Genomic DNA, 22,902 nt, shown 5'->3' on the forward strand with positions numbered 1-22,902 from the left:
CCGATGTCAAAACGTGACTATTACGACGTTCTCGGGGTCTCCAAAGGCGCATCGGCTGACGAGCTCAAGAAAGCCTATCGCAAGAAGGCGAAAGAGCTGCACCCCGACCGGAACAAGGACAACCCGGACGCGGAAGCGCAGTTCAAGGAAGTCAACGAAGCCTATGACGTTCTGAAGGACGCGGAGAAGAAAGCCGCCTATGACCGCTTCGGTCATGCCGCCTTCGAGGGTGGCATGGGCGGCGGTGGCGGTCCGCGGCCGGGGGCCGGTTTCGGCGGTGGCGATTTCTCCAGCGCCTTCTCGGACGTCTTCGACGATCTGTTCGGCGATTTCATGGGCGGCCAGCGCGGTCGCCAGCGGGCGACGCGCGGCTCGGATCTGCGTTATAACCTGCGGGTGACGCTGGAAGAGGCCTATGCCGGTATCCAGAAGACCATCAACGTGCCGGGCTCGGTGGCCTGTTCGGCCTGCGATGGCACCGGTGCAGAGGGCGGCGGCGAGCCGACCACCTGTCCGACCTGTTCGGGCATGGGCAAGGTGCGCGCGCAGCAGGGCTTCTTCACCGTGGAGCGGACCTGTCCGACCTGTTCGGGCACTGGGCAGATCATCAAGAACCCCTGCAAGGTCTGCGGCGGCGCCGGCCGGATCGAGAAGGACCGCGCGCTGAGCGTCAACATCCCCGCCGGGGTGGAGACTGGGACGCGGATCCGCCTTGCCGGCGAGGGCGAGGCCGGGATGCGCGGCGGGCCGGCGGGCGATCTCTATATCTTCGTGGAGGTGGCTCCGCACAAGTTGTTCGAGCGCGACGGCGTGAACCTCTATTGCCGGGTGCCGGTCAGCATGTCCAAGGCGGCGCTGGGCGGGGCGATCGAGGTGCCGACCATCGACGGTGGCCGGTCGCGGGTGCAGATCCCGGGCGGCAGCCAGTCGGGCCGGCAGATGCGCCTGCGTGGCAAGGGCATGCCGGCACTGCGTGGCGGCGGCACCGGCGACATGTTCATCGAACTGGCGGTGGAAACCCCGGTCAACCTGACCAGCCGGCAGAAAGAGCTGCTGCGCGAGTTCGAAGAGCTGGGCGAGGATAACAACCCGGAGAGCAAGAGTTTCTTCTCCTCTGTGAAGTCCTTCTGGGACAGCATGAAGGGGTAAGGGCAGAGGAGGCGGCATCGCCTCTGGTCTCTGTCCCTGACCTTTTTCCGACGATCTGACCGCTCCCGCCGGACGCCTCCGGCGGGAGTATTTTTTCAGAAGAGAAGAGGCCCGGCGCGCCCGGTGTGCCGCGGTCGAGGTGGTGTTAACGTCGCGTTTACCGAGCGGGCGCATGATTTTCGCATGAACCCGCCTTCCGCCTCCGACGACGTACCGGCGTCGCTGTTTCCGCCCGAGGAAATGCCGGAGGCACCGGTGTCGGCGAGGCAGCTGCCCTCTTACATCCGGGATCATCGCAAACGGCTGCGGGAGCGGTTCACGATCGGCGGCGCCGCGGCGATGCCGGATTACGAGCTGCTGGAGCTTCTGCTGTTCCGGGCCATCCCGCGGCGCGATGTGAAGCCGCTGGCGCGGGCGCTGCTGGATCAGTTCGGCGATCTCAACCGGGTGTTGGCGGCGCCACCGGCGCGGCTGGCGACGGTGGAGGGGATCGGGCCGGCGGTGATCGCCGAGCTGAAGATCGTCGAGGCGGTGGCCCATCGCATGGCCCGGGCGCGGGTGATGCGGCGGCATGTGATCTCCAGCTGGGACGCGGTGCTGGACTATTGCCATACCACCATGTCGCATCGCGACACCGAGCAGTTTCGGGTGCTCTACCTCGATACCAAGAACACGCTGATCGCGGATGAGGAGCAGGCGCGCGGTACGGTGGATCATGTCCCGGTCTACCCGCGCGAGGTGGCGAAACGGGCGCTGGAACTGAATGCCTCCGCCCTGATCCTGGTGCACAACCACCCCTCGGGCGATCCCAGCCCGTCGGAATCCGATATTCGCATGACCGAACGGGTTCAGGATGCCTGCGCGACCCTGGGGATCACGCTGCACGACCATCTGATCGTCGGTAAATCGCGGGAGATGAGCTTTCGTTCCGAGGGCTATCTCTAGCGCACCCAGACCTCGACTCGGCGGTTCACCTGGCGGCCCCAGTCGCTGTCGTCGCAGGCCATCGGCAGGGCCTCGCCAAAGGCATCGGTCGCCAGCTCCACCCGCAGCGGCTGGGTGGATTTGGTGGCGGCACGGATCAGGTCGCGGACGGCATCGGCTCGCTCCTGCGCGATCCGGCGATTGGTCTCTGCCGGCCCGTCGCCATCGCTGAAGCCGACGAGGAGCAGGGTCTGGGCATCGAAGGCGCCGATCTCGATCGATCGCACGATCTGGTCGATATTGGCGCGGGACTGCGCATCGGGGCGGACGGAGCCGGCCTCGAACCGGAAAGAGGTCGACAGCCGGGTCAGGGGCCCGAGGGTCGCGACCAGGCGCTGAAGCTCCTGCAGCGAGACTTCGGACCCGGCCTTGGCGATGGCATTGGCCAGCCGATCGCCCTGGGCGTTGATGGCGATCCGCTCAGGCACCTGATCGACGAAGCCGGCGCGGCGGATGACGATCTGCGCCGCGGCGCTTTGCACATAGAGCAGGAATTCACGTGCCACCTTGGGCAGCCGCCGGGCCGGAAGATAGAGGAACATCGGCGCAGTCAGCGGGTAATCCTCGGTCTTGATACTGCGGCGGTTGGCGGCCAACGAAAAGCCGCAGCTGCCGGTCAGCGTCAGGGTGCGCGCGGTGCCGGTTTCGGCGAAGCTGGCGATGCCGATGGCGAAGGGATCGGCGCTGACGGCGCGGGCCAGAGCGCTGCTGCGGCCATGGCGGGCGATCCCCTCGGCCAGCGTCAGACCGGCGGGGTGCAGCAGGCGATCCTCCACCGCCTGGGCGAGGCCGGAGCCCTTGGCCGGCAGATGCAGGGCGATCGGGGCGTCGGGCCCGCCCAGCTCGGCCCAACTGAGGATCTCTCCCGCGAAGATGCGCGCCAGATCGGGGGTGGAGATGCGGCGGATCGGGTTGCCCGGCGCCACCACCGGCACCATGGCGTCCAGCGCCAGTACCCGGCTGCGGTTGCGATCGGTCATGTCGCCCATGCCGGCGTTGAAGGCGCGTTTGCGTTCGTCGGGGCGGATTTCCCGCAGCGCCATGACGATATCGGCCTCGTTGGCGAGCAGATCGGCAAAGCCCTCGTCGGTATTGGTGACGCGGAAATAGAACCGTGCCAGGGTGCGGCCGGTGTCGCCACGGGCCAGGGTATAGGTGAAATGCTGGCTGTCTTCGGTCTCGCGATCCGCCCGCCAGCCGTTGCGCAGGGCAAAGCCTTCGATCAGCGCCGGCAGCAGCACCTCGGCCATGGTGGAGGAACCGGAGAGGGCGATTTCGGCGACGTAGTCGGTGAGGTTGGGACAGCCGGGGCCGTCGCAGCTGACGCCCGATCCATCGACGGTGAGTTCGCCGTATTTGGTATCGAGCCGGTAGAATTCGCCATCGAAGCCCAGCAGCGTGCCGGTGACCTCCACCGCGCCGTCGGGAGAGGTCAGGGTAACATCCTGCGCCAGCGAGGGCCGGGCAGAGACAAAAAGACAGAGTGCGGCGAAGACCGCCGCACGAAACCAGAGCATATCGGACCTGAAAGTTAGACGCGGATCATTTCGCGGCGATCTTCAGGTCATCGAGCAGATTATTCAACACCAGAAAATCGCCCACGGCATTGCAGGCCGGCACCGAGAGGTCGAGTTCGCGGGTCTTCAGCGGGGCGGCGCCCTGACGCTCCAGCAGCTGGGCGGAAATGTCGCGGCCACAGTTCTGCGCGGTGATCTCGGCCTCGATGCTCAGTTCGATGGTGCCGCTCCGCTCTGTCGTGGCGGCGGGGAAAGAATAGACCTCGGCGGTCAGGGGGTTGAGCGGGCTGTCGCCGCCGAGCCGCAGAACCGCGCCATGGGGCTGGGTGGCGTCCAGGGCCGGGTCCTGACCCGACCAGATGTGTCCTTCGCTGTCATAGGCGGCGCCGAATTCGCGGGCGTGCAACTGGAACCCGCCGGGGCCGGACCATTGCAACACGATGCGGTCGATCTCGGCCAGATCGGGCACCCGGGTACTTGCCACCGCGCCCTCGCCATCGTCGAAGGCGGCAATGAAGATCGCCTGTTCGGACAGTGCTGGCACTCCGAGGCTGAGCAGCCCCATATCGTCGGTTGCGGTGGCGAATAGCATGCCGTGGTGGTGGATCACCACCCGGGCGTTCGGCTGGCAGGGGGCGATGACCAGCAGATCGACCATGCCGCCCGGTTGGGCGGTGGCGGTGGCGCTGATGTCACATCCGAGCGCCGGTGCGCCCGGATCGGCCGGGGTGTCGGGCAGTGCGGCAGCCGTTGCCGGTTGCGCGCTGCGCGGGGCGAGCAGGTCGGCGGCAGCGGCGGGACCGGACGCGGCAGGCAGATCGGGCTCCGTCGGGGCGGAGGTCAGCGCGAGCTTGTCCAGATCGAGCGGTTCCGGCTGTGCCAGCCGCACCGGGGCCTTGGCGGGGGCAGGGGTGGCGGGATCGGCGGGGGTTTGGGGCCGTTGCGAATTCTCTGGCGTCGACTTTTCCGAGGCCGGCGTCTGCACCGGTGCGGCAGTCCTGACCGGGCGCGGGGCCACGGTGTTCTGCATCACATAGCCGATGGTCAGCGCACAGGCTGCGGTTCCACAGGCCAGGGCGATCAGGCGAATCTTGGACATGACAATCCTCCACCACCATTGGGGGTCGGAGGTGTTTTCGCCGCCAAAGACGGCCAACATGTGGCCGCCGGGGGGAGTCATTCAGGCAGTTTCGTGACCCGGCGGCCCAGGCAACCCGGGCCAGGTATCGGGAGCGGAACCGCCCCCGATGTCAGGGCCGGATCAGGCCAGCCGGCCGTGGCAGTGCTTGAACTTCTTGCCGCTGCCGCAGGGGCATTTGTCGTTGCGCCCGGGGTTGCCCCAGGTGTCGGGGTCGTTTTCGTCGAAGCCGGGCAGCGGGCCGTCGCCCTGATCGACGATGATCTGCGCCTCTTCGGCGGCGGCCTCGGCACTGTCGGCCTGCTGCTGCAGCGTCGCCTGCTGGGCCGCGAATTGGGCCAGCATCTCGCGCTGTTCCTCTTCGGTCAGCGGCCGGACGCGGGCCAGTTTCTGGGTCACCGCCTCACGCAGGCCGTCCAGCATCGACTCGAACAGCTGGAAGCTCTCGGTCTTGTATTCGTTGAGCGGATCGCGCTGCGCATAGCCGCGGAAGCCGATGACCGAGCGCAGGTGCTCCAGGGTCACCAGATGTTCGCGCCACTTGGTGTCGATTGTCTCCAGCAGCACCTGTTTCTCGATCTGGCGCATGTTGTCGGAGCCGAAATCGATTGCCTTCTTGGCCATGGATTCGTCGCTGGCCTTGATCAGACGTTCGCGGATGTCCTCGTCGTCGACGCCCTCTTCGGCGGCCCATTCCATCACCGGCACGTCGATGCCGAGCTTTTCGATGCATTGGGCATAGAGCCCCTGGGTGTCCCACTGGTCGGCGTAGGACTTCGGCGGCATGAAGGCATCGACCAGATCGTCAATCACCTGATGGCGCATGTCGGCGGCGACGTCAGAAAGGTCCTTGGCCGCCATGATCTCCCGCCGCTGGCCGAAGATCACCTTGCGCTGATCGTTCATCACGTCGTCGAACTTGAGGATGTTCTTGCGAATGTCGAAGTTGCGGCCCTCGACCTTGGCCTGGGCGCGTTCCAGCGATTTGTTGACCCAGGGGTGAACGATCGCCTCGCCTTCCTTCAGGCCCAGCGTCTTCAGCACCCGGTCCAGCCGTTCCGACCCGAAGATGCGCATCAGGTCGTCTTCCAGGCTGAGGAAGAAGACGGTGCGGCCCGGATCGCCCTGACGGCCGGAGCGGCCGCGCAGCTGGTTGTCGATCCGGCGGCTTTCGTGGCGCTCGGAGCCGATGACGAAGAGACCGCCTGCGTCGAGCACTTTCTGCTTTTCGGCGGCGTGCTTGGCTTCTTCCTCGGCGCGGATTTCGGCGGGGTCGGCGTCGGGGTTCTGTTCCAGCGCCGCCATCACCTTCATCTCGACGTTGCCGCCCAGCTGGATGTCGGTGCCGCGGCCGGCCATGTTGGTGGCGATGGTCACCGCGCCCAGGCGGCCGGCATCGGCGACGATCTCGGCCTCATGTTCGTGGTGCCGGGCGTTCAGCACGTTATGCGGCACCCCGGCCTGGGTCAGCATCTGGCTGAGCATCTCGGATTTCTCGATCGAGGTGGTGCCGACCAGAACCGGCTGGCCCTTTTCATGCGCGGCCTTGGTTTCCTCGATGATGGCGCGGTATTTCTCGGCGCCGGTGCGGAACACCTGGTCGTCCTCGTCCTTCCGGGCGATCGGCTTGTTGGTGGGCACCTCGACCACGCCGAGGCTGTAGATCTCGGCGAATTCCTCGGCCTCTGTGGTGGCGGTGCCGGTCATGCCGCCCAGCTTGTCGTAGAGACGGAAGAAGTTCTGGAAGGTCACGCTGGCCAGCGTCATGTTCTCGGGCTGGATCTGGACCGCTTCCTTGGCCTCGATCGCCTGGTGCAGGCCTTCGGACAGCCGGCGGCCCGGCATCATCCGGCCGGTGAATTCGTCGATCAGCACCACTTCGCCGTTGCGGACGATGTAATCCTTGTCCTTCTGGAACAGCTTGTGGGCGCGCAGGCCCTGGTTGACGTGGTGCACGATGGTCGTGCTTTCTGGATCGTAGAGCGTCTGCCCCTCCGCCAGCAGCGCCCGGGCGTGCAGCTGTTCCTCGAGGAACTCGTTGCCCTCCTCGGTGAAGGTGACGGTGCGCGCCTTTTCGTCGATCTCGAAATGGCTGTCGTCTAGCAGCGGGATCACCTGGTCGATCAGGGTATAGAGCTCAGACCGGTCATCGGCGGGGCCGGAAATGATCAGCGGCGTCCGGGCTTCGTCGATCAGGATGCTGTCGACCTCATCCACGATCGCGTAATAGTGATGTTTCTGAAACAGCTGATCCAGCTCGGACTTCATGTTGTCGCGCAGATAATCGAAGCCGAACTCGTTGTTGGTGCCGTAGGTGACGTCGGCGGTATAGGCCTCGATCTTGGCGTCCTGGGTCATCCCGGAGGCGATCACCGCCGCCCGCATGCCGAGCGCGGCGAAGACCTTGCCCATCCATTCGCTGTCGCGTTTGGCGAGATAGTCGTTCACCGTGACGACATGGACACCCTTGCCCATCAGCGCATTCAGATAGGCCGGGAAGGTGGCGACCAGGGTTTTACCTTCGCCGGTCTTCATCTCGGCGATATTGCCCTGATGCAGGAAGATGCCGCCCATCAGCTGGGTGTCGAAGGCTCGCAGCCCCAGCGCCCGGCGGGCACCTTCTCGAACGTTTGCAAAGGCTTCGGGCAGAAGATTGTCCAGGCTCTCGCCGTCTTGCGCGCGCTTGCGCAGCTCCTCGGTCTTCTGCTGAAGCCCCTCATCGCTGAGCTTCTCGAACTCCGGCTCCAGGGCGTTGATCTTTTCGACCAGTGGCCGCACCGCCTTGATCTTGCGGTCGTTCGGCGTGCCGAACACCTTCTTGGCGAGAGTTCCGATACCCAGCATGTTGTCTCCAGCGGCTCTGACTTTATCGTGTTTTCGTCAGGCTTGCTCGCCCTGCACGCAACCCATAGATACAGGGGGAAACGGTCCTGACGTCGGCCCTAAGGCGATGTAAGGGGCGGTGGAAACAGTGTCAACGGCGCGGCCCGCTGCGCCACACAGGATAGGAAGATTCAATGCTCAAAGGTCTCACAGCCCTGCCCGCTCTGGCGCTTGCCGGTCTGCTGGCGCTGCCGGCGATGGCGGAACAGCCCACTGCGGAAACCGTGGTGGCCCGCGTCAACGGTCAGGAGATCACCCTGGGGCATCTGATCGTCGCCCGCACCACCTTGCCGCAACAGTATCAGCAGCTGCCGCCGGAGGTGCTCTATGACGCGATCCTGGAACAGCTGATCCAGCAGACCGCGCTGCAGCAGGAGCACGGGCCGGAGCTGCCGCTGTCGGCGAAACTGTCGCTGGAGAACGAAACCCGCCAGCTGCTGGCCGCCGACGAGATCGAGAAGGTCATGGCCGAAGGTGTCAGCGACGAGGCGATCAAGGCCGCCTATGACGCCAAATACGGCGAGAGCTATCACGAGATGGAATACAACGCCTCGCACATTCTGCTGGAGACCGAGGACGAGGCCAAGGCGGTGCGCGACGAGCTTGAGAAGGGCGCCGATTTCGCCGAACTGGCGAAAGAGAAATCCACCGGCCCCTCCGGCCCCAATGGCGGGGAGCTGGGCTGGTTCAGCGCCGGCATGATGGTTCCGGCCTTCGAGGCGGCGGTGATGGACCTGAAACCGGGCGAGATCTCTCAGCCGGTGCAGACCCAGTTCGGCTGGCATGTGGTCAAGCTGAACGACAGCCGCGAAAAGACCCCGCCGACGCTGGACGAGGCGCATGACGAATTGCTGGGCGAATTGCAGCAAAAGGCCGTAGCCGACCACATCAAGGCTCTGGTAGACAAGGCCGAAGTCGACCGGCCTGAAGTCGAAGGGCTGAATCCGGCGATGATCTCTGATCTGGATCTGGTAAGGAAATAAGGCTGTGGCCAAGATCACCCATGTGTCGCCTCTGGCGCCCGAACACTTCCCCTCGCTGCCGGTCATCGGTGGTGTGCGTTTCGCCTCTGCAGCGGCCGGGGTGCGATATCAGGGGCGAACGGATGTGATGCTGGCGGTGCTGGACCCGGGCACTGCGGTGGCCGGGGTCTTTACCAAATCGGCGACCCGCGCGGCGCCGGTGCTGGATTGTCAGGCCAAGCTGGGGGGCGATTCCGCTGGCGCGGCGGCGATCCTGGTCAACTCCGGTAATGCCAATGCCTTCACCGGGCATTATGGCCAGAGCTCGGTGGCGGAAATCACCGCTGCCGTGGCGCGCGTTGCCGATGTGCCGCAGGGGCGGGTCTTCACCGCTTCGACCGGGGTGATCGGCGAGCCGCTGCCGCACGAGCGGATCGTGGCCAAGCTGGATGAGCTGACCGGGGCGCTGTCCGACACCGCAATCGAGGATGCGGCGCGGGCGATCATGACCACGGATACCTTCCCCAAGGGCGCTGTGGCCGAGGTCGAGGTGGATGGCAAGACCGTCCGCATCGCCGGGATCGGCAAGGGATCGGGGATGATCGCGCCGGATATGGCGACGATGCTGGTCTATATCTTCACCGATGCGGGATACGATCAGGCGGCGCTGCAGGCGCTGCTGTCGAAGCTGACCGAAACCACGTTCAACTGCATCACCGTGGACAGCGATACCTCGACCTCCGACAGCCTGCTGCTGGCGGCCACCGGGGCGGCGGGTGTCGATGCAACCGGCGATGCCGGGTTCGAGGCGGCGCTGAAGGCGGTGATGTTGGATATCGCGCAACAGGTGGTCCGCGATGGCGAGGGGGCGACGAAATTCGTCGAGGTCCGCGTCACCGGCGCGCTGAGCGATGCCGAGGCCAAGGTGCACGGGCTGGCGATCGCCAATTCGCCGCTGGTCAAGACCGCCATCGCCGGCGAGGATCCGAATTGGGGACGTGTCGTGATGGCGATCGGCAAATCCGGTGCTGCGGCGGATCGCGACAAGCTGTCGATCTCCTTCGGTGATATCCTGGTGGCGGAGAAGGGCTGGGTCTCTCCCGACTACAAGGAAGCGGATGCGGCAGCCTATATGAAGGGCCAGGAACTGGTGATCGCGGTGGATCTGGGGCTTGGCAGCGGGGCCGCCACGATCTGGACCTGCGATCTGACCCACGGCTATATCGAGATCAACGCGGATTACCGGTCGTGAAGATCGTTCTGGTTTCTGCGGTTGCGCTGATCGATCCCGAGGGGCGGGTGCTGCTGGCACAGCGCCCCGAGGGGAAATCCATGGCCGGGCTGTGGGAATTTCCCGGTGGCAAGGTCGAGGCCGGCGAATCGCCCGAGGTGGCGCTGATTCGCGAATTGCAGGAAGAGCTGGGGATCGACACCTGGGCCTCCTGCCTGGCGCCGTTGACCTTCGCCAGCCATTCCTATGACGAGTTCCACCTGCTGATGCCGCTGTTCGCCTGCCGCAAGTGGGACGGCATCCCGCAGGCGCGTGAGGGGCAGGTGCTGAAGTGGGTGCAGGCCGCCGATTTGCGCGATTACCCGATGCCCCCGGCCGATGTGCCGCTGATCCCGATTCTGCGCGACTGGCTGTAGCGGCGCGCCACTTATCCACAGGCTGAGCTGGCTGCAAGGGTTGGGTTCATATAGGTGGTTAAGAAGTCGTAAACGCCTATATTTTGTGTAATGTGACAAATTTTTGGCGGTTTTGTCGCCATTTTATGTATAGGTAACTTCGCAAAGCTTGGTGTAATCTGTCAGCGTCACATCTTTGAGGGAGGAGCTGACGTGCTTCGGACAATCACTGTGAGCAGTTGCGTTTCCGTTCAGGGTCTTTTTGTCCGATCGCTTCCGGATGGCCGTATCGCCGTTCGGGTCGGACGGACCGTGTACGAAGGGCGGCCTGTGCAAACGCCCGGATAAGCACCGGAACAGATGGGAAACCGAAAAGGGGCAGCGCACTCGCTGCCCCTTTTTCTGTATTTTAAGAGTGGGTCGCCCGGGATCAGTCGAGCTTGCGCTCGACCTCCTCGCGCTCGAAGATCTCGATGACATCGCCGGGGCGGATATCGTCGTAGTTCTCGAAGGCCATCCCGCATTCCTGACCGGACTGCACTTCGGCGACTTCGTCCTTGAAGCGTTTCAGCGTCTTCAGCGTGCCTTCGTGGATCACCACGTTGTCGCGCAGCAGGCGCACACCGGCGGAGCGGCGGGCAACGCCCTCGGTGACCAGACAGCCGGCAACCTTGCCGACGTTGGAGACCTTGAAGACTTCCTTGATCTCGGCATAGCCGATGAAGTTTTCGCGGATCTCGTTCGACAGCAGGCCGGAGGCGGCGGCTTTGACGTCATCCACCAGATCGTAGATCACCGAGTAGTAGCGGATCTCCACGCCCTTCTGGTTGGCGGCGTTGCGGGCCGGAGCGTTGGCCCGGACGTTGAAGCCGATAACCGGCGCGCCCGAGGCTTCCGCCAGGCCGATGTCGGTTTCTGTGATAGCGCCGACGCCATAGTGCAGCACGCGCACGCGAACCTCGTCGTTGCCGATCTTTTCCATCGCCTGAACGATGGCTTCGGCAGAGCCCTGAACGTCCGCCTTGACGACGATCGGCAGTTCGGAAACGCTTTCGTCCGCCTTTGCCTTGGCCATCAGCTGTTCCAGCGTGGTGGCGGCGCCGGCGGCAGCGCGTTTTTCCTTGGCCACGTTCTCGCGGTATTCGGCGATCTCGCGGGCCTGGGCTTCGGTTTCGACCACGTTGAGAACGTCGCCGGCCTCAGGCGTGCCGTGCAGACCCAGAACCTCGACCGGAACCGAGGGGCCGGCTTCAGTGACGCGGTCGCCCTTGTCGTTCACCAGCGCCCGGACCTTACCGTATTGCTCGCCGACGACGAAGATATCGCCCTGACGCAGCGTACCGTTCTGGACCAGAACCGTGGCAACCGGACCGCGGCCGACATCCAGCTGCGCCTCGATCACGGCGCCCTCTGCGGCGCGGTCGGGGTTGGCCTGCAGTTCCAGAATTTCGGCCTGCAGTGCGATGGCTTCCAGCAGGTTGTCCAGGCCCTGACCGGTGACGGCCGAAACCTCGACATCCTGCACGTCGCCGGACATCTTCTCGACCACGACTTCGTGCTGCAGCAGCTCAGTCCGGACCTTGTCGGCATTGGCGGCGGGCTTGTCGATCTTGTTGATCGCCACGATCATCGGAACACCGGCGGCCTTGGCGTGATTGATCGCCTCGATGGTCTGCGGCATGACCGAGTCATCGGCCGCGACCACCAGAACCACGATATCCGTCACCTGCGCGCCGCGGGAGCGCATCGAGGTGAAGGCCGCGTGGCCCGGGGTGTCGAGGAAGGTCAGCACCGCCCCGCTTTCGGTTTTCACCTGATAGGCACCGATATGCTGGGTGATCCCGCCGGCCTCGCCCGCGGTCACGTTGGCATTGCGGATCGCGTCGAGCAGCGAGGTCTTGCCGTGGTCGACGTGGCCCATGATGGTGATAACCGGCGGACGCGGCTGCAGATCTTCGGGCTTGTCCTCTTCGTGCTGAATGACGTCTTCGACGTCGGCATCGGAGACGCGCACCACCTTGTGGCCGAATTCCTCGATGATCAGCTCTGCGGTATCGGCGTCGATGGACTGGTTCTGCGTAACCATCATGCCCATCTGCATCAGCGACTTCACAACATCGGCCACGCGTTCGGCCATGCGGTTCGCCAGTTCGGAGACCACGATGGTTTCCGGCAGCTGTACTTCGCGGATGACCTTTTCGCGTTCCTGCGCCCCCATGGCTTTCTGCCGGGCACGCTCCTGCTTGCGCTTCATCGCGGCCATCGAGCGCTGACGCCCGCCTTCGCCGCCCGAAAGCGCCTGGTTCAGGGTCAGTTTGCCGGACCGGCGACCTTCGTCGCGGCCCTTGCCGCGCGGCGCGCGGGCCTGCTGTTCGCGTTCGCGTTCCGCCTTGCGCGGGGCGTCGGGGGCGGCGGCAGGCTGTTTGACACCGCCACGGGCGCCATCGGCCTTGCGCTCGGCCGGCTGTTCAGCCGCTGCAGCAGCCGCCTGGGCTGCGGCACGCTTGGCGGCCGCTTCTTCCTCGGCGCGTTTGCGTTCTTCTTCTTCGGCCTTGGCGCGGGCGCGTTCCTCGGCCTCGCGCTGTTCGCGCTCCTTGGCCTCCTGTTCGGCACGGCGGCGCTCACGCTCTTCGGCGCGGCGGCGTTCCTCTTCCTCGCGTTCGCGCGCCTCCTCGACCTCACGGGCCTTGGCGGCCTGAAGCGCCTTCAGGCGGCGTTCCATCTCCGCATCGGAAATGCCGGCAGGACGGCGCGACGGATCCCCGAGTTTGGCCGAGCCGCCACCGGACGACTTGCCTGCACCCGGCTTGGGCACGACCACGCGTTTGCGCTTGGTTTCCACCACGACATTCTTGGTCCGTCCGTGGCTGAAGCTCTGTTTCACGTTCCCCGAACGGGAGCCGCCACGCAGACCCAGGGTCTTTTTGCCGTCACTATCGCTCATAAAGCTACTTATCCTTCCCGACGGCCCCTGCCGTCGTTCGTTTCGCGCAATCCACGCAAGCGTTGCGCTTCCTCTACAACACGTTTGCCGAGTCCACCAGAGGCCAGCGCTGCATGTATCACAGTTTCACGACCAAAGGCCATGCCCAGTTCGTCCGCAGTGAGCCAGCCGATGTAGCGCCCGTGGTGCGGCGTGCTGAGTTTCGATTTGCCCCGGCCAGAACCGTCGACGGCCTGGATCAGGACTTCGGCTTCTTCCTTGTCGAGCCAGGTCTTGACCTTCTCGTACCCGGCGACCGCATCCCCCGACTTGCGCGCCAGGCTGATCAGGTCGACCACACGACGGATCAAAAGCTCTTCGACCAGCCCGGGTAAATCCTCGGGCAGGTCGACCTTCTGTTTCAGACCGCGCGAGAACAGGTTCTTCGCGGCGGCCTTTTCCAATGCCTCCCGGGTGGCGGCGACATAGACGCCGCGCCCGGGCAGTTTGCCGGCCACATCCGGGACCAGCTGGCCATCGGGTCCTGCGACGAAGCGGATCAGCCCGTATTTCGGCTGCACCTCGCCCGTGGCAATGCATTTGCGTTCAGGACCGTCCTGCCGGTCTTTCGAGACGCCACCGCGGCTCATGTCGGGCCTCACGGGACCTGAAAACTCAGGCCCCGGCCTCCGCGTCGGTGGCATCCTCGTCGGACGGCTCTGTACCTTCCTCGTCCTCTTCGGTCTCCAGCTCGGCCGGATCGACCCAGCCCAGCAGGATACGGGCGGTCATCACCATGTTCTGAGCCTCTTCCAGCGAGACGTCGAAGGGTTCGAGAATACCGTCGTCCTTGACGCGCTCCCCGTCGACCGAGGTCCAGCCGCCGGCCAGCTCCCAGTCGGCGCAGGTGGCGAAATCTTCCAGCGTCTTGATGCCGTCCTTGGCGAGCGCCTCAATCATCTGGGGCGTCAGGCCGTCGAATTCAACCAGGCTGTCCTCGACCCCCAGTTCGCGGGCGTTGTCGAGCGCGGCCTTGGCCTGGGCCTCCAGGTAATCGCGGGCGCGGGCCTGCAGTTCCTCGGCGGTGCTTTCGTCGACGCCGTCGATCACCAGCAGCTCGTCGAGGTCGACATAGGCGACTTCCTCAAGGTTGGTGAAGCCTTCGGAGACCAGCAGCTGGGCAAAGAATTCGTCCAGGTCCAGCGTGTCCATGAACAGCTGGGTGCGTGCCTCGAATTCCTTCTGGCGACGCGCGCTTTCCTCTTCCTCGGTCATGATGTCGATGTCGAGGCCGGTCAACTGGCTGGCCAGACGCACGTTCTGACCGCGACGGCCGATGGCGAGGCTCAGCTGCTCCTCGGGCACCACGACCTCGATCTTGCCGGCTTCCTCGTCCAGAACCACTTTCGACACTTCGGCCGGCTGCAGCGCGTTGACTAGGAAGGTCGGCATGTCGTCCGACCACGGAATGATGTCGATCTTTTCGCCCTGCAGCTCGTTCACCACGGCCTGCACGCGCGAGCCGCGCATACCGACACAGGCGCCGACCGGGTCGATCGAGTTGTCGTAGGACACCACGGCGATCTTGGCGCGCGACCCGGGATCGCGGGCCACGGCCTTGATCTCGATGATGCCGTCGTAGATTTCCGGCACTTCCATCTTGAAGAGCTCAGCCATGAACTCCGGCGCGGTGCGCGACAGGAAGATCTGCGGACCACGGGGTTCGCGGCGCACGTCCTTGATGTAGCAGCGGATACGGTCGTTCGGGCGATAGCTTTCGCGACCGATCTTCTCGTTGCGGCGCAGGATCGCCTCGCCGGCGCCCACGTCGACGATGACGTTGCCGTATTCCTCGCGCTTGACGACACCGTTGATGATGGTGCCGGCGCGGTCCTTGAATTCCTCGTACTGGCGATCCCGCTCGGCTTCGCGCACCTTCTGCAGGATCACCTGCTTGGCGCTCTGGGCCGCGATCCGGCCCATTTCGACCGGCGGCACTTCCTCGATGTACTGCTGGCCCACCTGCGGATCGGCCATGTATTGCTTGGCCTGCTGGACGGTCATCTCCGCCTGGTAGTTCTCCAGCTCGTCATCCTCGACGACGGTGCGGACGCGGGTGAAGGTCGCCTTGCCGGTCTTGCGGTCGATGTGGACGCGGATGTCCATCTCCGAGCCGTAGCGGCTCTTGGCGGCGCGGGCGAGGGATTCCTCCATCGCCTCGACCACGAGACCGGGGTCGATCATCTTTTCCCGGGCCACCGCTTCGGCGGTTTGCAGCAGCTCCAGCTGGTTTGCAGAAGTGATTGCCATCACATGTCCTCCTGAGCGGACCCTTCGGTCTCGATGTCGTCAAACTTGTCTTCGTCCAGGGCGCCGGCGGCCTTGCGCTGGCGCAGCATTTCCTTGATCAGCTCGTCGGTCAGCACCAGCTTGGCATCGCTCAGCCAGTCGAAGTCGAGCCCGATGGTGACCTCTTCGCCGTCCTGTTCGAGGTTGATCAGAACCTCGTTGCCCTCGATCCCGGCAAGCACGCCCTTGAACCGGCGCCGGCCGTCGATCAGCTCCGAGGTTTCCAGCTTGGCCTCGTAGCCCTCGAACATGTCGAAGTCCTTCAGCCGGGTCAGCGGCCGGTCGATGCCGGGGCTGGAGACCTCCAGGGTATAGGCGTCGAGGATCGGATCCTCGACATCCAGAACCGCGCTCACGGCATTGGAAATGGCGGCGCAGTCGTCCACCTCGATGCCCCCATCGGGGCGGTCGGCCATGATCTGCAGAATGGTGCTCTTGCCGGACATCAACCGGACTCGCACCAGTTCGAACCCGAGATCCTCGATCACGGGTCCGATGATCTCGGCCAGCCGCCGGTCGATCGCGGCCTTTGCTATCAGATCGTTGCTCATGTCATCCAAACACAAAAAAACGGGCGCGCGGCCCGTCAGAATTATCCGGTGGTGCCCCGAGCCCAGAGAGCCCGACGCGCCGCTGTTGAGGGGCATATACGCCTGTGAAAGCGAATCTTCAAGCCCGAAGTCGGACCGGCCCTGTGCCGAGGCTCAGGTCAGCCACCAGCGTTCGGCGATGCGCCCGTCGTCCAGCGGCTGGCGGGTGCCGATCCGGCGCGGCATGCCGACCCCGGCACGGGCGGCCAGCGCCATGTCGTCGGCAGAGGGGTGATAGCGGAATTCGCCCCGCTCCAGCAGCCCGTCGGGCGCCGGCAGCGCGGCGATATCGACATAGCCGTCGCGCAGCGCCTCGGCCCGGACGGCGGCATCGGGAATCACGATGATTTCAAGGCTGTCGACCCATCCGGCCTGGCCCTGCTTGTAATGGTCCGCAACCCGGGTGGCGCGAAAGTGCCGCGCGGTCCGGGCCTGCGCGACGCGGAATGCGCCGGTGCCGACCGCCTCGCCCAGCGGCTGGTCGAGCGCCCCGTCCGGGCCGATGACCCGCTCGGGCGCGGCCAGGCGATAGGGCAGATCGGGATCGCCCTCGGCCAGTTCGACCAGCAGGGTGCGCGGCCGTTCGGCCTCAAGATGCCGGACCCCGGGCACGTCCCATGCGCGGAAGGCGGCCAGCGCATCCTCGATCCGCAGCGGACGGCCATCGTGGAACCGCACCCCCTCACGCAGGTCGAAGCGCCAGCGGCGCGCATCGGCGCTGCCGGTCCAGCCGACCGCGAGTTCCGGGCGCAGCACCCCGTCGGGACCGATTTCGGTCAGCCCGTCGAACAGCGCGCCGCGGGCGACCCGGTCCAGGCTGCCGTCGCGAGGCACCGCCAGGCGCAGGTGACCGCCGGGTTTCGGCGCCGCGTCAAGCGACACGCCGGAGGCCGCCAGCAGCGCGGCGGCAGCACCCGAGGTAAACAGTGCGCGGCGGTCGATCCGGGTCATTGCAGCTCCTCGGCGATCCGATCCATCGTGCGCACCAGTTCGGCGCTGATCCCCGGTTCGGACAGCGCATGTCCGGCGTGGCGCACCATGATCAGATCGGAGGCGGGCCAGAGCTCGCTCAGCCGCCAGGCGGCGGCCGGCGGGCAGATCATGTCGTAACGGCCCTGCACGATGACGCCGGGGATATGCGAAATCCGGCCCATGTTGGCCAGGATCTGGCCGTCGACCTCAAGGAAACCGCCGTTGAAGAAATAGTGGTTCTCGAGCCGGGCGAAGGCGCGGGCGTAGTCGCCGGGGGTGTCGCCGGGATGGCCGTGCGAATGGATCGAGGCAAGCGCGTTTTCCCAGGACGACCAGGCATGGGCATAGGTGGTTTCCTCGGAGATATTCCCGGAAAACAGCCGTTTGTGATAGGCGCCGATCAGATCGTCGCGTTCGCTTTCGGGAATGGGGGCGATGAACCGGGCCCAGGGTTCGGGCCAGAACCGGCCGGCGCCGCCGCCATAGAACCAGTCCAGCTCGGTCTTGGTCATCAGGAAGACGCCGCGCAGGATCAGGTGGGTGACCCGGTCGGGATGCGCCTGGGCGTAGATCAGCGACAGGGTCGCGCCCCAGCTGCCGCCGAAGACGGCCCAGCCCTCGATCCCCAGCACGGTGCGGATGCGTTCGATATCGGCGACAAGATGCCAGGTGGTGTTGTCCTTGACCGAGGCATGCGGTCGCGACCGGCCGCAGCCGCGCTGGTCGAACAGAATCACCCGATAGAGCTGCGGATCGAAATACCGCCGCATGGCCGGGCTGCAGCCGCCGCCGGGGCCGCCATGCAGCACCAGCACCGGGATGCCGTCGGGATTGCCGCATTGCTCGACATAGATGCTATGGCCCTGGCCAACATCGAGCATCCGCTGGTCGAAGGGGTCGACCGGCGGGTAGAGATACTGAACGACGCGCTTTTGATCCGGGAATTTGTCCATTACTGACCTATATACCTTCACAGGATAAAAGAGCGAACGATGACTGGAATGCAAGCGTCTGAATCCACGGTCGACCCTTCGGAAATCGCCAAATTCGAGGCGATGGCGGCGGAATGGTGGGATCCGTCCGGCAAGTTCAAGCCGCTGCACATGCTCAACCCCTGTCGGCTCGACTATATCACCGGCCAGATTGCAGGGGAATTCGGCCGTGATCGCGGGACGGCGGCGCCCTTCGCCGGGTTGCGGATTCTGGATATCGGTTGCGGTGGCGGGTTGCTGTCGGAGCCGATGGCGCGGCTCGGGGCCGAAGTGGTGGGCGCCGATGCCGCCGAAAAAAATCTGCCGGTGGCGCGGATTCATGCAGAACAGTCCGGCCTGACCATCGATTACCGTCACACCACGGCCGAGGCGCTGGCCGCCGCCGGCGAACAGTTCGACGTGGTCCTGAACATGGAAGTGGTCGAACATGTGGCCGATCCGCTGTCCTATCTGACCGCCTGCCGCGAGCTGCTGAAACCCGGCGGGCTGCACATCTGTTCGACCATCAACCGAAATCCGAAATCCTATGCGATGACGATCCTCGGGGCGGAGGTGATCATGCGCTGGCTGCCGCGCGGCACGCATGAATGGTCGAAGTTCATCACGCCGGAGGAGCTGATCGATCTTCTGCAGCGCTCCGGGGTGGAGCCGGTCGACCGCAAGGGCTTCGTCTTCAATCCGCTGAGCTGGAGCTGGTCGATTTCCGCCCGCGACCTGAGCGTGAATTACGTCACCGCCAGCGTGAAGCGCGGCTGAGGCCGGACGGGGCGCTGTTGCTGCGGCGCGGGGCGATCAGCGCCGCGCGCTCCAGCTCAGCGAGGCATGGCGGCGGGTGTAGAATTCGCCCATCAGCCCGATCATCGTCAGAACGATCCCGACCCCGAGCGTATAGTGCCAGTTGGTGTTCATCGGGTTGTAGTTGATGAACACGTAGCCACGCGCCTGGTCGATGGTGTGAAACAGCGGATTCCAGGTGAAGATCGGCAGCATATAGGCGGGCAGGTTGTTGGCCAGGAACATCTTGCCAGAGGCGATCATGTTGGCGCGCTGATAGATCGTCGAGATCAGGTTGACTGCGGTGGGAAACCACGGCCGCAGCGCCAGCAGCACCAGCCCCACGGCGCAGCCGCTGAACCAGGCCAGCATCAGCATGCCGAAGGCGCCCGCCGGGTCCTCGATGGTGATCGGCTTGATCGCGACGTGATAGCCGAACAGCAGCACGAACATCGTCAGCACCTGGATATAGAGCGATCCGATCGCCGCGGCGGAGATCGAGATCACCGTATTCATCGGCGCATGCTGCATCATCGGATGGTTCGGACCCTCGGATTTGACCACCGCGCCCACCGCCTTGGTGTGGCACATGAACAGGAAAATCCCCGACATCATATAGAGCAGGAAATCCCCCCGTACGGCAGAGCGGCGCAGCCCGAGAACCGAGAACATCAGGTAGAAGGCCAGCACGAATACTACCACCTGCAGCATGTTCTTGCCGATGGCGATGAAGGCATTGCTGTGGGCGGAGCGCACATGGCGCACGACGGAGTGAAAGATCAGCTCCAGAATCGTCAGGGCGCTGGAAAACTTCGAGCTGTTCGATCTGAATTGAAACATTGACCCGTTGTACCCGTTGCTCTGCGGCGTGACACCGATGCGCCACGCGGTGCTTGCCGTTCCGGTGCACCCGCAGCATAAGTGTGCTTAGCTGTATTACCAACCAAGCGCAAAAATGGAGCTTTTTTGTGGAATATGATGCCTTAATTCCCGTGATCCGCAAGCTGGCCATCGAGGCCGGGACCAAGATCATGGAGATTTATAACGCCGACGACTTCGACGTGAAGGTCAAATCGGATGACAGTCCAGTGACCGAAGCCGACGAAGCCGCCGATGCGCTGATTTCCGCGGGGCTCCGCGCGGCTTTCCCCGGCATGATGCTGGTCACCGAGGAGCAGGCCGCTTCTCACAAGGAGAAGGGCGATACCTTCCTGATCGTCGATCCGCTGGACGGCACCAAGGAATTCATCAACCGGCGCGGCGATTTCACCGTCAATATCGCTCTGGTGGAGGGTGGCGTGCCGACCCGCGGCGTGGTCTATGCGCCGGCCAAGAACCGGATGTTCTTTACCCTCGCGGACGGGTCTTCGGTTGAGGAAACCGGCTCCTTCGATCCCGAAACCCTGGGCGAAGTGACGCCGATCCGCGTCGCCGACAGCGACAACGACGCGCTGCTGGTGGTGGCCTCGAAATCGCACCGCGATCAGGCCACCGACGATTACATCAACAAATACAAGGTGAAGGACAGCAAGAGCGCGGGCTCCTCGCTGAAATTCTGCCTGGTCGCCACCGGCGAGGCCGATCTCTACCCGCGCGTTGGCCGCACCATGGAATGGGATACCGCCGCCGGTCACGCGGTGCTGCTGGGCGCTGGCGGCAAGGTGGTGCGTTTCGACGATCACACGCCGCTGACCTATGGCAAGGACGGCTATGCCAACCCCTTCTTCATCGCCTACGCCCCGGGCGTTGAGCTGAAGGAGGCGTGATGTCGGTTCTGGTCGCCATCCCGGCGCGCTATGCCTCCACCCGTTATCCGGGCAAGCCGCTGGTTGAGCTCAGGGGGGCCATGGGGCAGGCGAAGAGCCTGATCCGGCGCAGCTGGGAGGCGGCCAGGGCGGTACAGGGTGTGGACCGGGTCGTCGTCGCCACCGATGACGATCGGATTCGCACCGCCGCCGAAGCCTTCGGCGCAGAGGTGGTGATGACCTCCACCACCTGCGCCAACGGCACCGAACGTTGTGCCGAGGTGCTCGACACCTTGGGCGGCGGCTATGATATCGTCGTCAACCTGCAGGGCGACGCGCCGCTGACCCCGGCCTGGTTCGTCGAAGAGCTGATCGCCGGTCTGCGCGCCGACCCGATGGCAGAGGTCGCCACCCCGGTGCTGCGCTGCGACGGCATGGCGCTGAACGGGTTTCTGGCCGATCGCAGGGCGGGTCGGGTCGGCGGCACCACGGCGGTCTTCACCGCCGAGAACCACGCGCTCTATTTCTCCAAGGAGGTGATTCCCTTCACCTCCGATCATTATGGCGATCACGATCCGACGCCGGTGTTCCACCATGTCGGGGTCTACGCCTATCGCCCCTCGGCGCTGGGCGCCTATCCGCGCTGGGCGGCGGGGCCGCTGGAGCAGCTCGAAGGGTTGGAACAGCTCCGCTTCCTGGAACGCGGTCACCGTATTCTCTGTGTCGAGGTGGAGGCGCGCGGCCGCCAGTTCTGGGAGCTGAACAACCCCGAGGACGTCGCCCGGATCGAAGAGATGATGGCCGGTATGGGGCTGGAATGACCGGGGCGCTGACGGTCTCCGTGGTGATCGTCAGCCGTCATCGGCCCCGGGCGTTGAGGCGCTGCTTGCTGGGGCTGTCGCAGCTGCGCTATCCGGCGTTTGAGGTGATCGTGGTCGCCGACCCGGAGGCGCTGGCCGGGCTGAGGGCGTTGCCGCAGGCGGCCCGGGTCCGGCAGATCGTCTATGACCAACCGAATATCTCCGTCGCGCGCAATCTCGGGATCGCCGAGGCGGCGGGAGAAGTGATCGCCTTCATCGACGACGATTCGGTGCCTGAGCCGACCTGGCTGAATTGTCTCGCCGCCGCTTTCGCCGATCCGGCGGTCGCCGCCGCCGGCGGCTGGGTGCGGGGGCGTAACGGGATTTCCTATCAGTCGGAAAGCGCCGAGGTCGATGCCCTGGGGGTCGAACGGCCGCTCAGCGTCGATCCCGGTCGGATCACGGTGATGACGGCGCAGCCCGGGCGGGCGATCAAGACCGAGGGCACCAATATGGCGGTGCGGCGGTCGATGCTGGTCCGGCTCGGCGGGTTCGACCCCCGTTATCGCTTCTTTCTCGATGAGACCGACCTCAATCTGCGGTTGGCAGAGGCGGGCGCGGCGACCGCGTTGGTGCCGCTGGCCCAGGTGCATCACGGCTTTGCCGCCAGCGCCCGGCGGCGGCCGGACCGGGCACCGCGCGATCTGACCGAGATCGGCGCCAGCTGGGCGGTGTTCCTGGCCCGCCATGCGCCGCCCGGGGCGATCGCCGCCCGCTGGCGGGCGATCCGCGCGGCGGAACGGCGGCGGGTGATCGATCATATGGTCGCGGGTCGGCTGGAGCCCCGCGATGTGCGTCGCCTGCTGGCGGAGCTTGAGGCCGGCTATGCCGAGGGGCTGGCACGGCCGTCGCAGCCGATGCCGCTGCCGGCGCCGGCGGCCGGTTTCCATCCGTTTTCGGCGCGCCCCGCCGGCCGCAGCCTGCTGATCGCCGGTCGCAGCTGGACCCGCCGCCGGCTGCAGGCCGCCGCGCGCGAGGCGGTGGCGGCGGGCAATGCGGTGACGGTGATGCGGTTTTCTCCGACCGCGCTCTATCACCGGGTGCGCTTCACCGAGGCGGGGATTTGGGAGCAGACCGGCGGGCTTTTCGGCCGCAGCCGGCGCGATCAGCCGCTGATCCGGCTCTGGCGGTTCGGGCGCAGGGTCCGGGCAGAGGCAGAAAGATGTCAGAAGACGCGGGGTTTCGACGCTTCTGTAACCTAAGCGTCATAAAATCGCCGGAAAGCTGTGTAAGGGGAAAAAATCCGGGCAAGGGACATGTTTCATCGTCCCGTTTCGCGGTAAGATTTCCCTCGATCGCACGGCTGTGGCGAAGAAAGTTGAGGATTTGATGCGCAAGAAAGTGACGAAGGCGATATTTCCGGTTGCGGGGATGGGGACGCGGTTTTTGCCGGCGACGAAGTCCGTGCCGAAGGAGATCATGACGCTGGTCGACCGTC

General features: G+C 65.1%; 19 protein-coding genes and 1 pseudogene. 10 read left to right on the top strand and 10 right to left on the bottom strand.

Translation table 11 applies throughout. The features are described from left to right. Nucleotides 1–3: 3 nt before the first annotated feature. Together dnaJ and radC are read left to right on the top strand one after the other, a co-directional pair. Nucleotides 4–1,149: a molecular chaperone DnaJ gene (gene dnaJ / locus QO033_RS09435; protein ID WP_284480708.1), complete on the top strand. Its 1,146-nt coding sequence runs from the start codon at nt 4–6 to the stop codon at nt 1,147–1,149. Between the two features lie 240 nt (nt 1,150–1,389). Beyond that, nucleotides 1,390–2,094 carry a RadC family protein gene (radC, locus tag QO033_RS09440; protein WP_284480736.1) on the top strand — a complete coding sequence of 235 codons (705 nt, stop codon included), beginning with the start codon at nt 1,390–1,392 and terminating at the stop codon, nt 2,092–2,094. Here the strand turns inward: radC and QO033_RS09445 are convergent. From QO033_RS09445 to secA, 3 genes are all read right to left on the bottom strand, one after another. Then, nucleotides 2,091–3,650 carry a phosphate ABC transporter substrate-binding/OmpA family protein gene (locus QO033_RS09445; protein WP_284480709.1) on the bottom strand — a complete coding sequence of 520 codons (1,560 nt, stop codon included), beginning with the start codon at nt 3,648–3,650 and terminating at the stop codon, nt 2,091–2,093. The genes radC and QO033_RS09445 overlap by 4 nt on opposite strands. Nucleotides 3,651–3,675: 25 nt before the next feature. Continuing rightward, nucleotides 3,676–4,749 (bottom strand): hypothetical protein, encoded by a 1,074-nt coding sequence (locus QO033_RS09450; protein ID WP_284480710.1) that lies wholly within the window; start codon nt 4,747–4,749, stop codon nt 3,676–3,678. Nucleotides 4,750–4,911: 162 nt separating this feature from the next. Further along, nucleotides 4,912–7,632: a preprotein translocase subunit SecA gene (gene secA, locus QO033_RS09455; RefSeq protein ID WP_284480711.1), complete on the bottom strand. Its 2,721-nt coding sequence runs from the start codon at nt 7,630–7,632 to the stop codon at nt 4,912–4,914. Nucleotides 7,633–7,805: 173 nt separating this feature from the next. Here secA and QO033_RS09460 point away from each other — a divergent pair, with 173 nt between their 5' ends. The 3 genes from QO033_RS09460 to mutT are packed head-to-tail and all read left to right on the top strand — an operon-like array spanning nt 7,806 to nt 10,280. Further along, nucleotides 7,806–8,654: a peptidylprolyl isomerase gene (locus QO033_RS09460; RefSeq protein WP_284480712.1), complete on the top strand. Its 849-nt coding sequence runs from the start codon at nt 7,806–7,808 to the stop codon at nt 8,652–8,654. A 4-nt stretch (nt 8,655–8,658) separates the two neighbouring features. Beyond that, on the top strand, nt 8,659–9,885 hold the full coding sequence (argJ, locus tag QO033_RS09465) for a bifunctional glutamate N-acetyltransferase/amino-acid acetyltransferase ArgJ (RefSeq protein ID WP_284480713.1): 1,227 nt from the start codon (nt 8,659–8,661) through the stop codon (nt 9,883–9,885). Continuing rightward, complete coding sequence (gene mutT, locus QO033_RS09470) at nt 9,882–10,280, top strand: 8-oxo-dGTP diphosphatase MutT (RefSeq protein ID WP_284480714.1); 399 nt, start codon at nt 9,882–9,884, stop codon at nt 10,278–10,280. Before argJ ends, mutT begins: the two co-directional genes overlap by 4 nt. A gap of 409 nt (nt 10,281–10,689) precedes the next feature. Here mutT and infB read toward each other — a convergent pair whose 3' ends face one another. From infB to pip, 6 genes are all read right to left on the bottom strand, one after another. Further along, nucleotides 10,690–13,203: a translation initiation factor IF-2 gene (gene infB, locus QO033_RS09475; RefSeq protein WP_284480715.1), complete on the bottom strand. Its 2,514-nt coding sequence runs from the start codon at nt 13,201–13,203 to the stop codon at nt 10,690–10,692. 8 nt (nt 13,204–13,211) lie between these two features. Further along, nucleotides 13,212–13,832, bottom strand: coding sequence for an RNA-binding protein (locus QO033_RS09480; protein WP_284480716.1), 621 nt, complete (start codon nt 13,830–13,832; stop codon nt 13,212–13,214). Between the two features lie 25 nt (nt 13,833–13,857). Beyond that, nucleotides 13,858–15,492: a transcription termination factor NusA gene (gene nusA, locus QO033_RS09485; protein WP_284480717.1), complete on the bottom strand. Its 1,635-nt coding sequence runs from the start codon at nt 15,490–15,492 to the stop codon at nt 13,858–13,860. Then, nucleotides 15,492–16,082 carry a ribosome maturation factor RimP gene (gene rimP, locus QO033_RS09490; RefSeq protein WP_284480718.1) on the bottom strand — a complete coding sequence of 197 codons (591 nt, stop codon included), beginning with the start codon at nt 16,080–16,082 and terminating at the stop codon, nt 15,492–15,494. The genes nusA and rimP overlap by 1 nt, the downstream gene beginning before the upstream one ends. Before the next feature lie 153 nt (nt 16,083–16,235). Next, nucleotides 16,236–17,072 (bottom strand): ABC transporter substrate-binding protein, encoded by an 837-nt coding sequence (locus QO033_RS09495; RefSeq protein ID WP_284480719.1) that lies wholly within the window; start codon nt 17,070–17,072, stop codon nt 16,236–16,238. Continuing rightward, entirely contained in the window at nt 17,069–18,046 is a 978-nt protein-coding gene (pip, locus tag QO033_RS09500; RefSeq protein ID WP_284480720.1) for a prolyl aminopeptidase, read from the bottom strand. The genes QO033_RS09495 and pip overlap by 4 nt, the downstream gene beginning before the upstream one ends. A 48-nt stretch (nt 18,047–18,094) precedes the next feature. On the opposite strand from pip, the gene ubiG reads away from it, so the two are divergent. Then, the gene (gene ubiG, locus QO033_RS09505; RefSeq protein ID WP_284480737.1) at nt 18,095–18,841 is read left to right on the top strand and encodes a bifunctional 2-polyprenyl-6-hydroxyphenol methylase/3-demethylubiquinol 3-O-methyltransferase UbiG; all 747 of its coding nucleotides are present in this window, start codon (nt 18,095–18,097) and stop codon (nt 18,839–18,841) included. Nucleotides 18,842–18,877: 36 nt separating this feature from the next. Here the strand turns inward: ubiG and QO033_RS09510 are convergent, their stop codons facing one another. Beyond that, on the bottom strand, nt 18,878–19,699 hold the full coding sequence (locus QO033_RS09510; protein ID WP_284480721.1) for an ABC transporter permease: 822 nt from the start codon (nt 19,697–19,699) through the stop codon (nt 18,878–18,880). 128 nt (nt 19,700–19,827) lie between these two features. Here QO033_RS09510 and cysQ point away from each other — a divergent pair, with 128 nt between their 5' ends. The 4 genes and pseudogenes from cysQ to QO033_RS09530 all read left to right on the top strand — a co-directional run. Further along, nucleotides 19,828–20,625, top strand: coding sequence for a 3'(2'),5'-bisphosphate nucleotidase CysQ (cysQ, locus tag QO033_RS09515; RefSeq protein ID WP_284480722.1), 798 nt, complete (start codon nt 19,828–19,830; stop codon nt 20,623–20,625). Beyond that, entirely contained in the window at nt 20,625–21,425 is an 801-nt protein-coding gene (locus QO033_RS09520) for a 3-deoxy-manno-octulosonate cytidylyltransferase (RefSeq protein WP_284480723.1), read from the top strand. The genes cysQ and QO033_RS09520 overlap by 1 nt, the downstream gene beginning before the upstream one ends. Beyond that, nucleotides 21,422–22,666: a glycosyltransferase family 2 protein gene (locus tag QO033_RS09525; RefSeq protein ID WP_284480724.1), complete on the top strand. Its 1,245-nt coding sequence runs from the start codon at nt 21,422–21,424 to the stop codon at nt 22,664–22,666. The genes QO033_RS09520 and QO033_RS09525 overlap by 4 nt, the downstream gene beginning before the upstream one ends. Before the next feature lie 127 nt (nt 22,667–22,793). After that, nucleotides 22,794–22,902 (top strand): annotated as a pseudogene (locus QO033_RS09530) (UTP--glucose-1-phosphate uridylyltransferase); the annotation flags it as partial.

This window comes from Pseudodonghicola flavimaris (genome assembly GCF_030164425.1).
GTDB classification, from domain to species: domain Bacteria; phylum Pseudomonadota; class Alphaproteobacteria; order Rhodobacterales; family Rhodobacteraceae; genus Pseudodonghicola; species Pseudodonghicola flavimaris.

Excerpts from the sequence above, each read along its gene's own strand:
- dnaJ (WP_284480708.1), top strand. The coding sequence starts at position 4 with ATGTCAAAACGTGACTATTACGACGTTCTCGGGGTCTCCAAAGGCGCA.
- radC (WP_284480736.1), top strand. The coding sequence starts at position 1,390 with ATGCCGGAGGCACCGGTGTCGGCGAGGCAGCTGCCCTCTTACATCCGG.
- QO033_RS09445 (WP_284480709.1), bottom strand. The coding sequence starts at position 3,650 with ATGCTCTGGTTTCGTGCGGCGGTCTTCGCCGCACTCTGTCTTTTTGTC.
- QO033_RS09450 (WP_284480710.1), bottom strand. The coding sequence starts at position 4,749 with ATGTCCAAGATTCGCCTGATCGCCCTGGCCTGTGGAACCGCAGCCTGT.
- secA (WP_284480711.1), bottom strand. The coding sequence starts at position 7,632 with ATGCTGGGTATCGGAACTCTCGCCAAGAAGGTGTTCGGCACGCCGAAC.
- QO033_RS09460 (WP_284480712.1), top strand. The coding sequence starts at position 7,806 with ATGCTCAAAGGTCTCACAGCCCTGCCCGCTCTGGCGCTTGCCGGTCTG.
- infB (WP_284480715.1), bottom strand. The coding sequence starts at position 13,203 with ATGAGCGATAGTGACGGCAAAAAGACCCTGGGTCTGCGTGGCGGCTCC.
- QO033_RS09480 (WP_284480716.1), bottom strand. The coding sequence starts at position 13,832 with ATGAGCCGCGGTGGCGTCTCGAAAGACCGGCAGGACGGTCCTGAACGC.
- nusA (WP_284480717.1), bottom strand. The coding sequence starts at position 15,492 with ATGGCAATCACTTCTGCAAACCAGCTGGAGCTGCTGCAAACCGCCGAA.
- rimP (WP_284480718.1), bottom strand. The coding sequence starts at position 16,082 with ATGAGCAACGATCTGATAGCAAAGGCCGCGATCGACCGGCGGCTGGCC.
- QO033_RS09495 (WP_284480719.1), bottom strand. The coding sequence starts at position 17,072 with ATGACCCGGATCGACCGCCGCGCACTGTTTACCTCGGGTGCTGCCGCC.
- pip (WP_284480720.1), bottom strand. The coding sequence starts at position 18,046 with ATGGACAAATTCCCGGATCAAAAGCGCGTCGTTCAGTATCTCTACCCG.
- ubiG (WP_284480737.1), top strand. The coding sequence starts at position 18,095 with ATGCAAGCGTCTGAATCCACGGTCGACCCTTCGGAAATCGCCAAATTC.
- QO033_RS09510 (WP_284480721.1), bottom strand. The coding sequence starts at position 19,699 with ATGTTTCAATTCAGATCGAACAGCTCGAAGTTTTCCAGCGCCCTGACG.
- QO033_RS09520 (WP_284480723.1), top strand. The coding sequence starts at position 20,625 with ATGTCGGTTCTGGTCGCCATCCCGGCGCGCTATGCCTCCACCCGTTAT.
- QO033_RS09525 (WP_284480724.1), top strand. The coding sequence starts at position 21,422 with ATGACCGGGGCGCTGACGGTCTCCGTGGTGATCGTCAGCCGTCATCGG.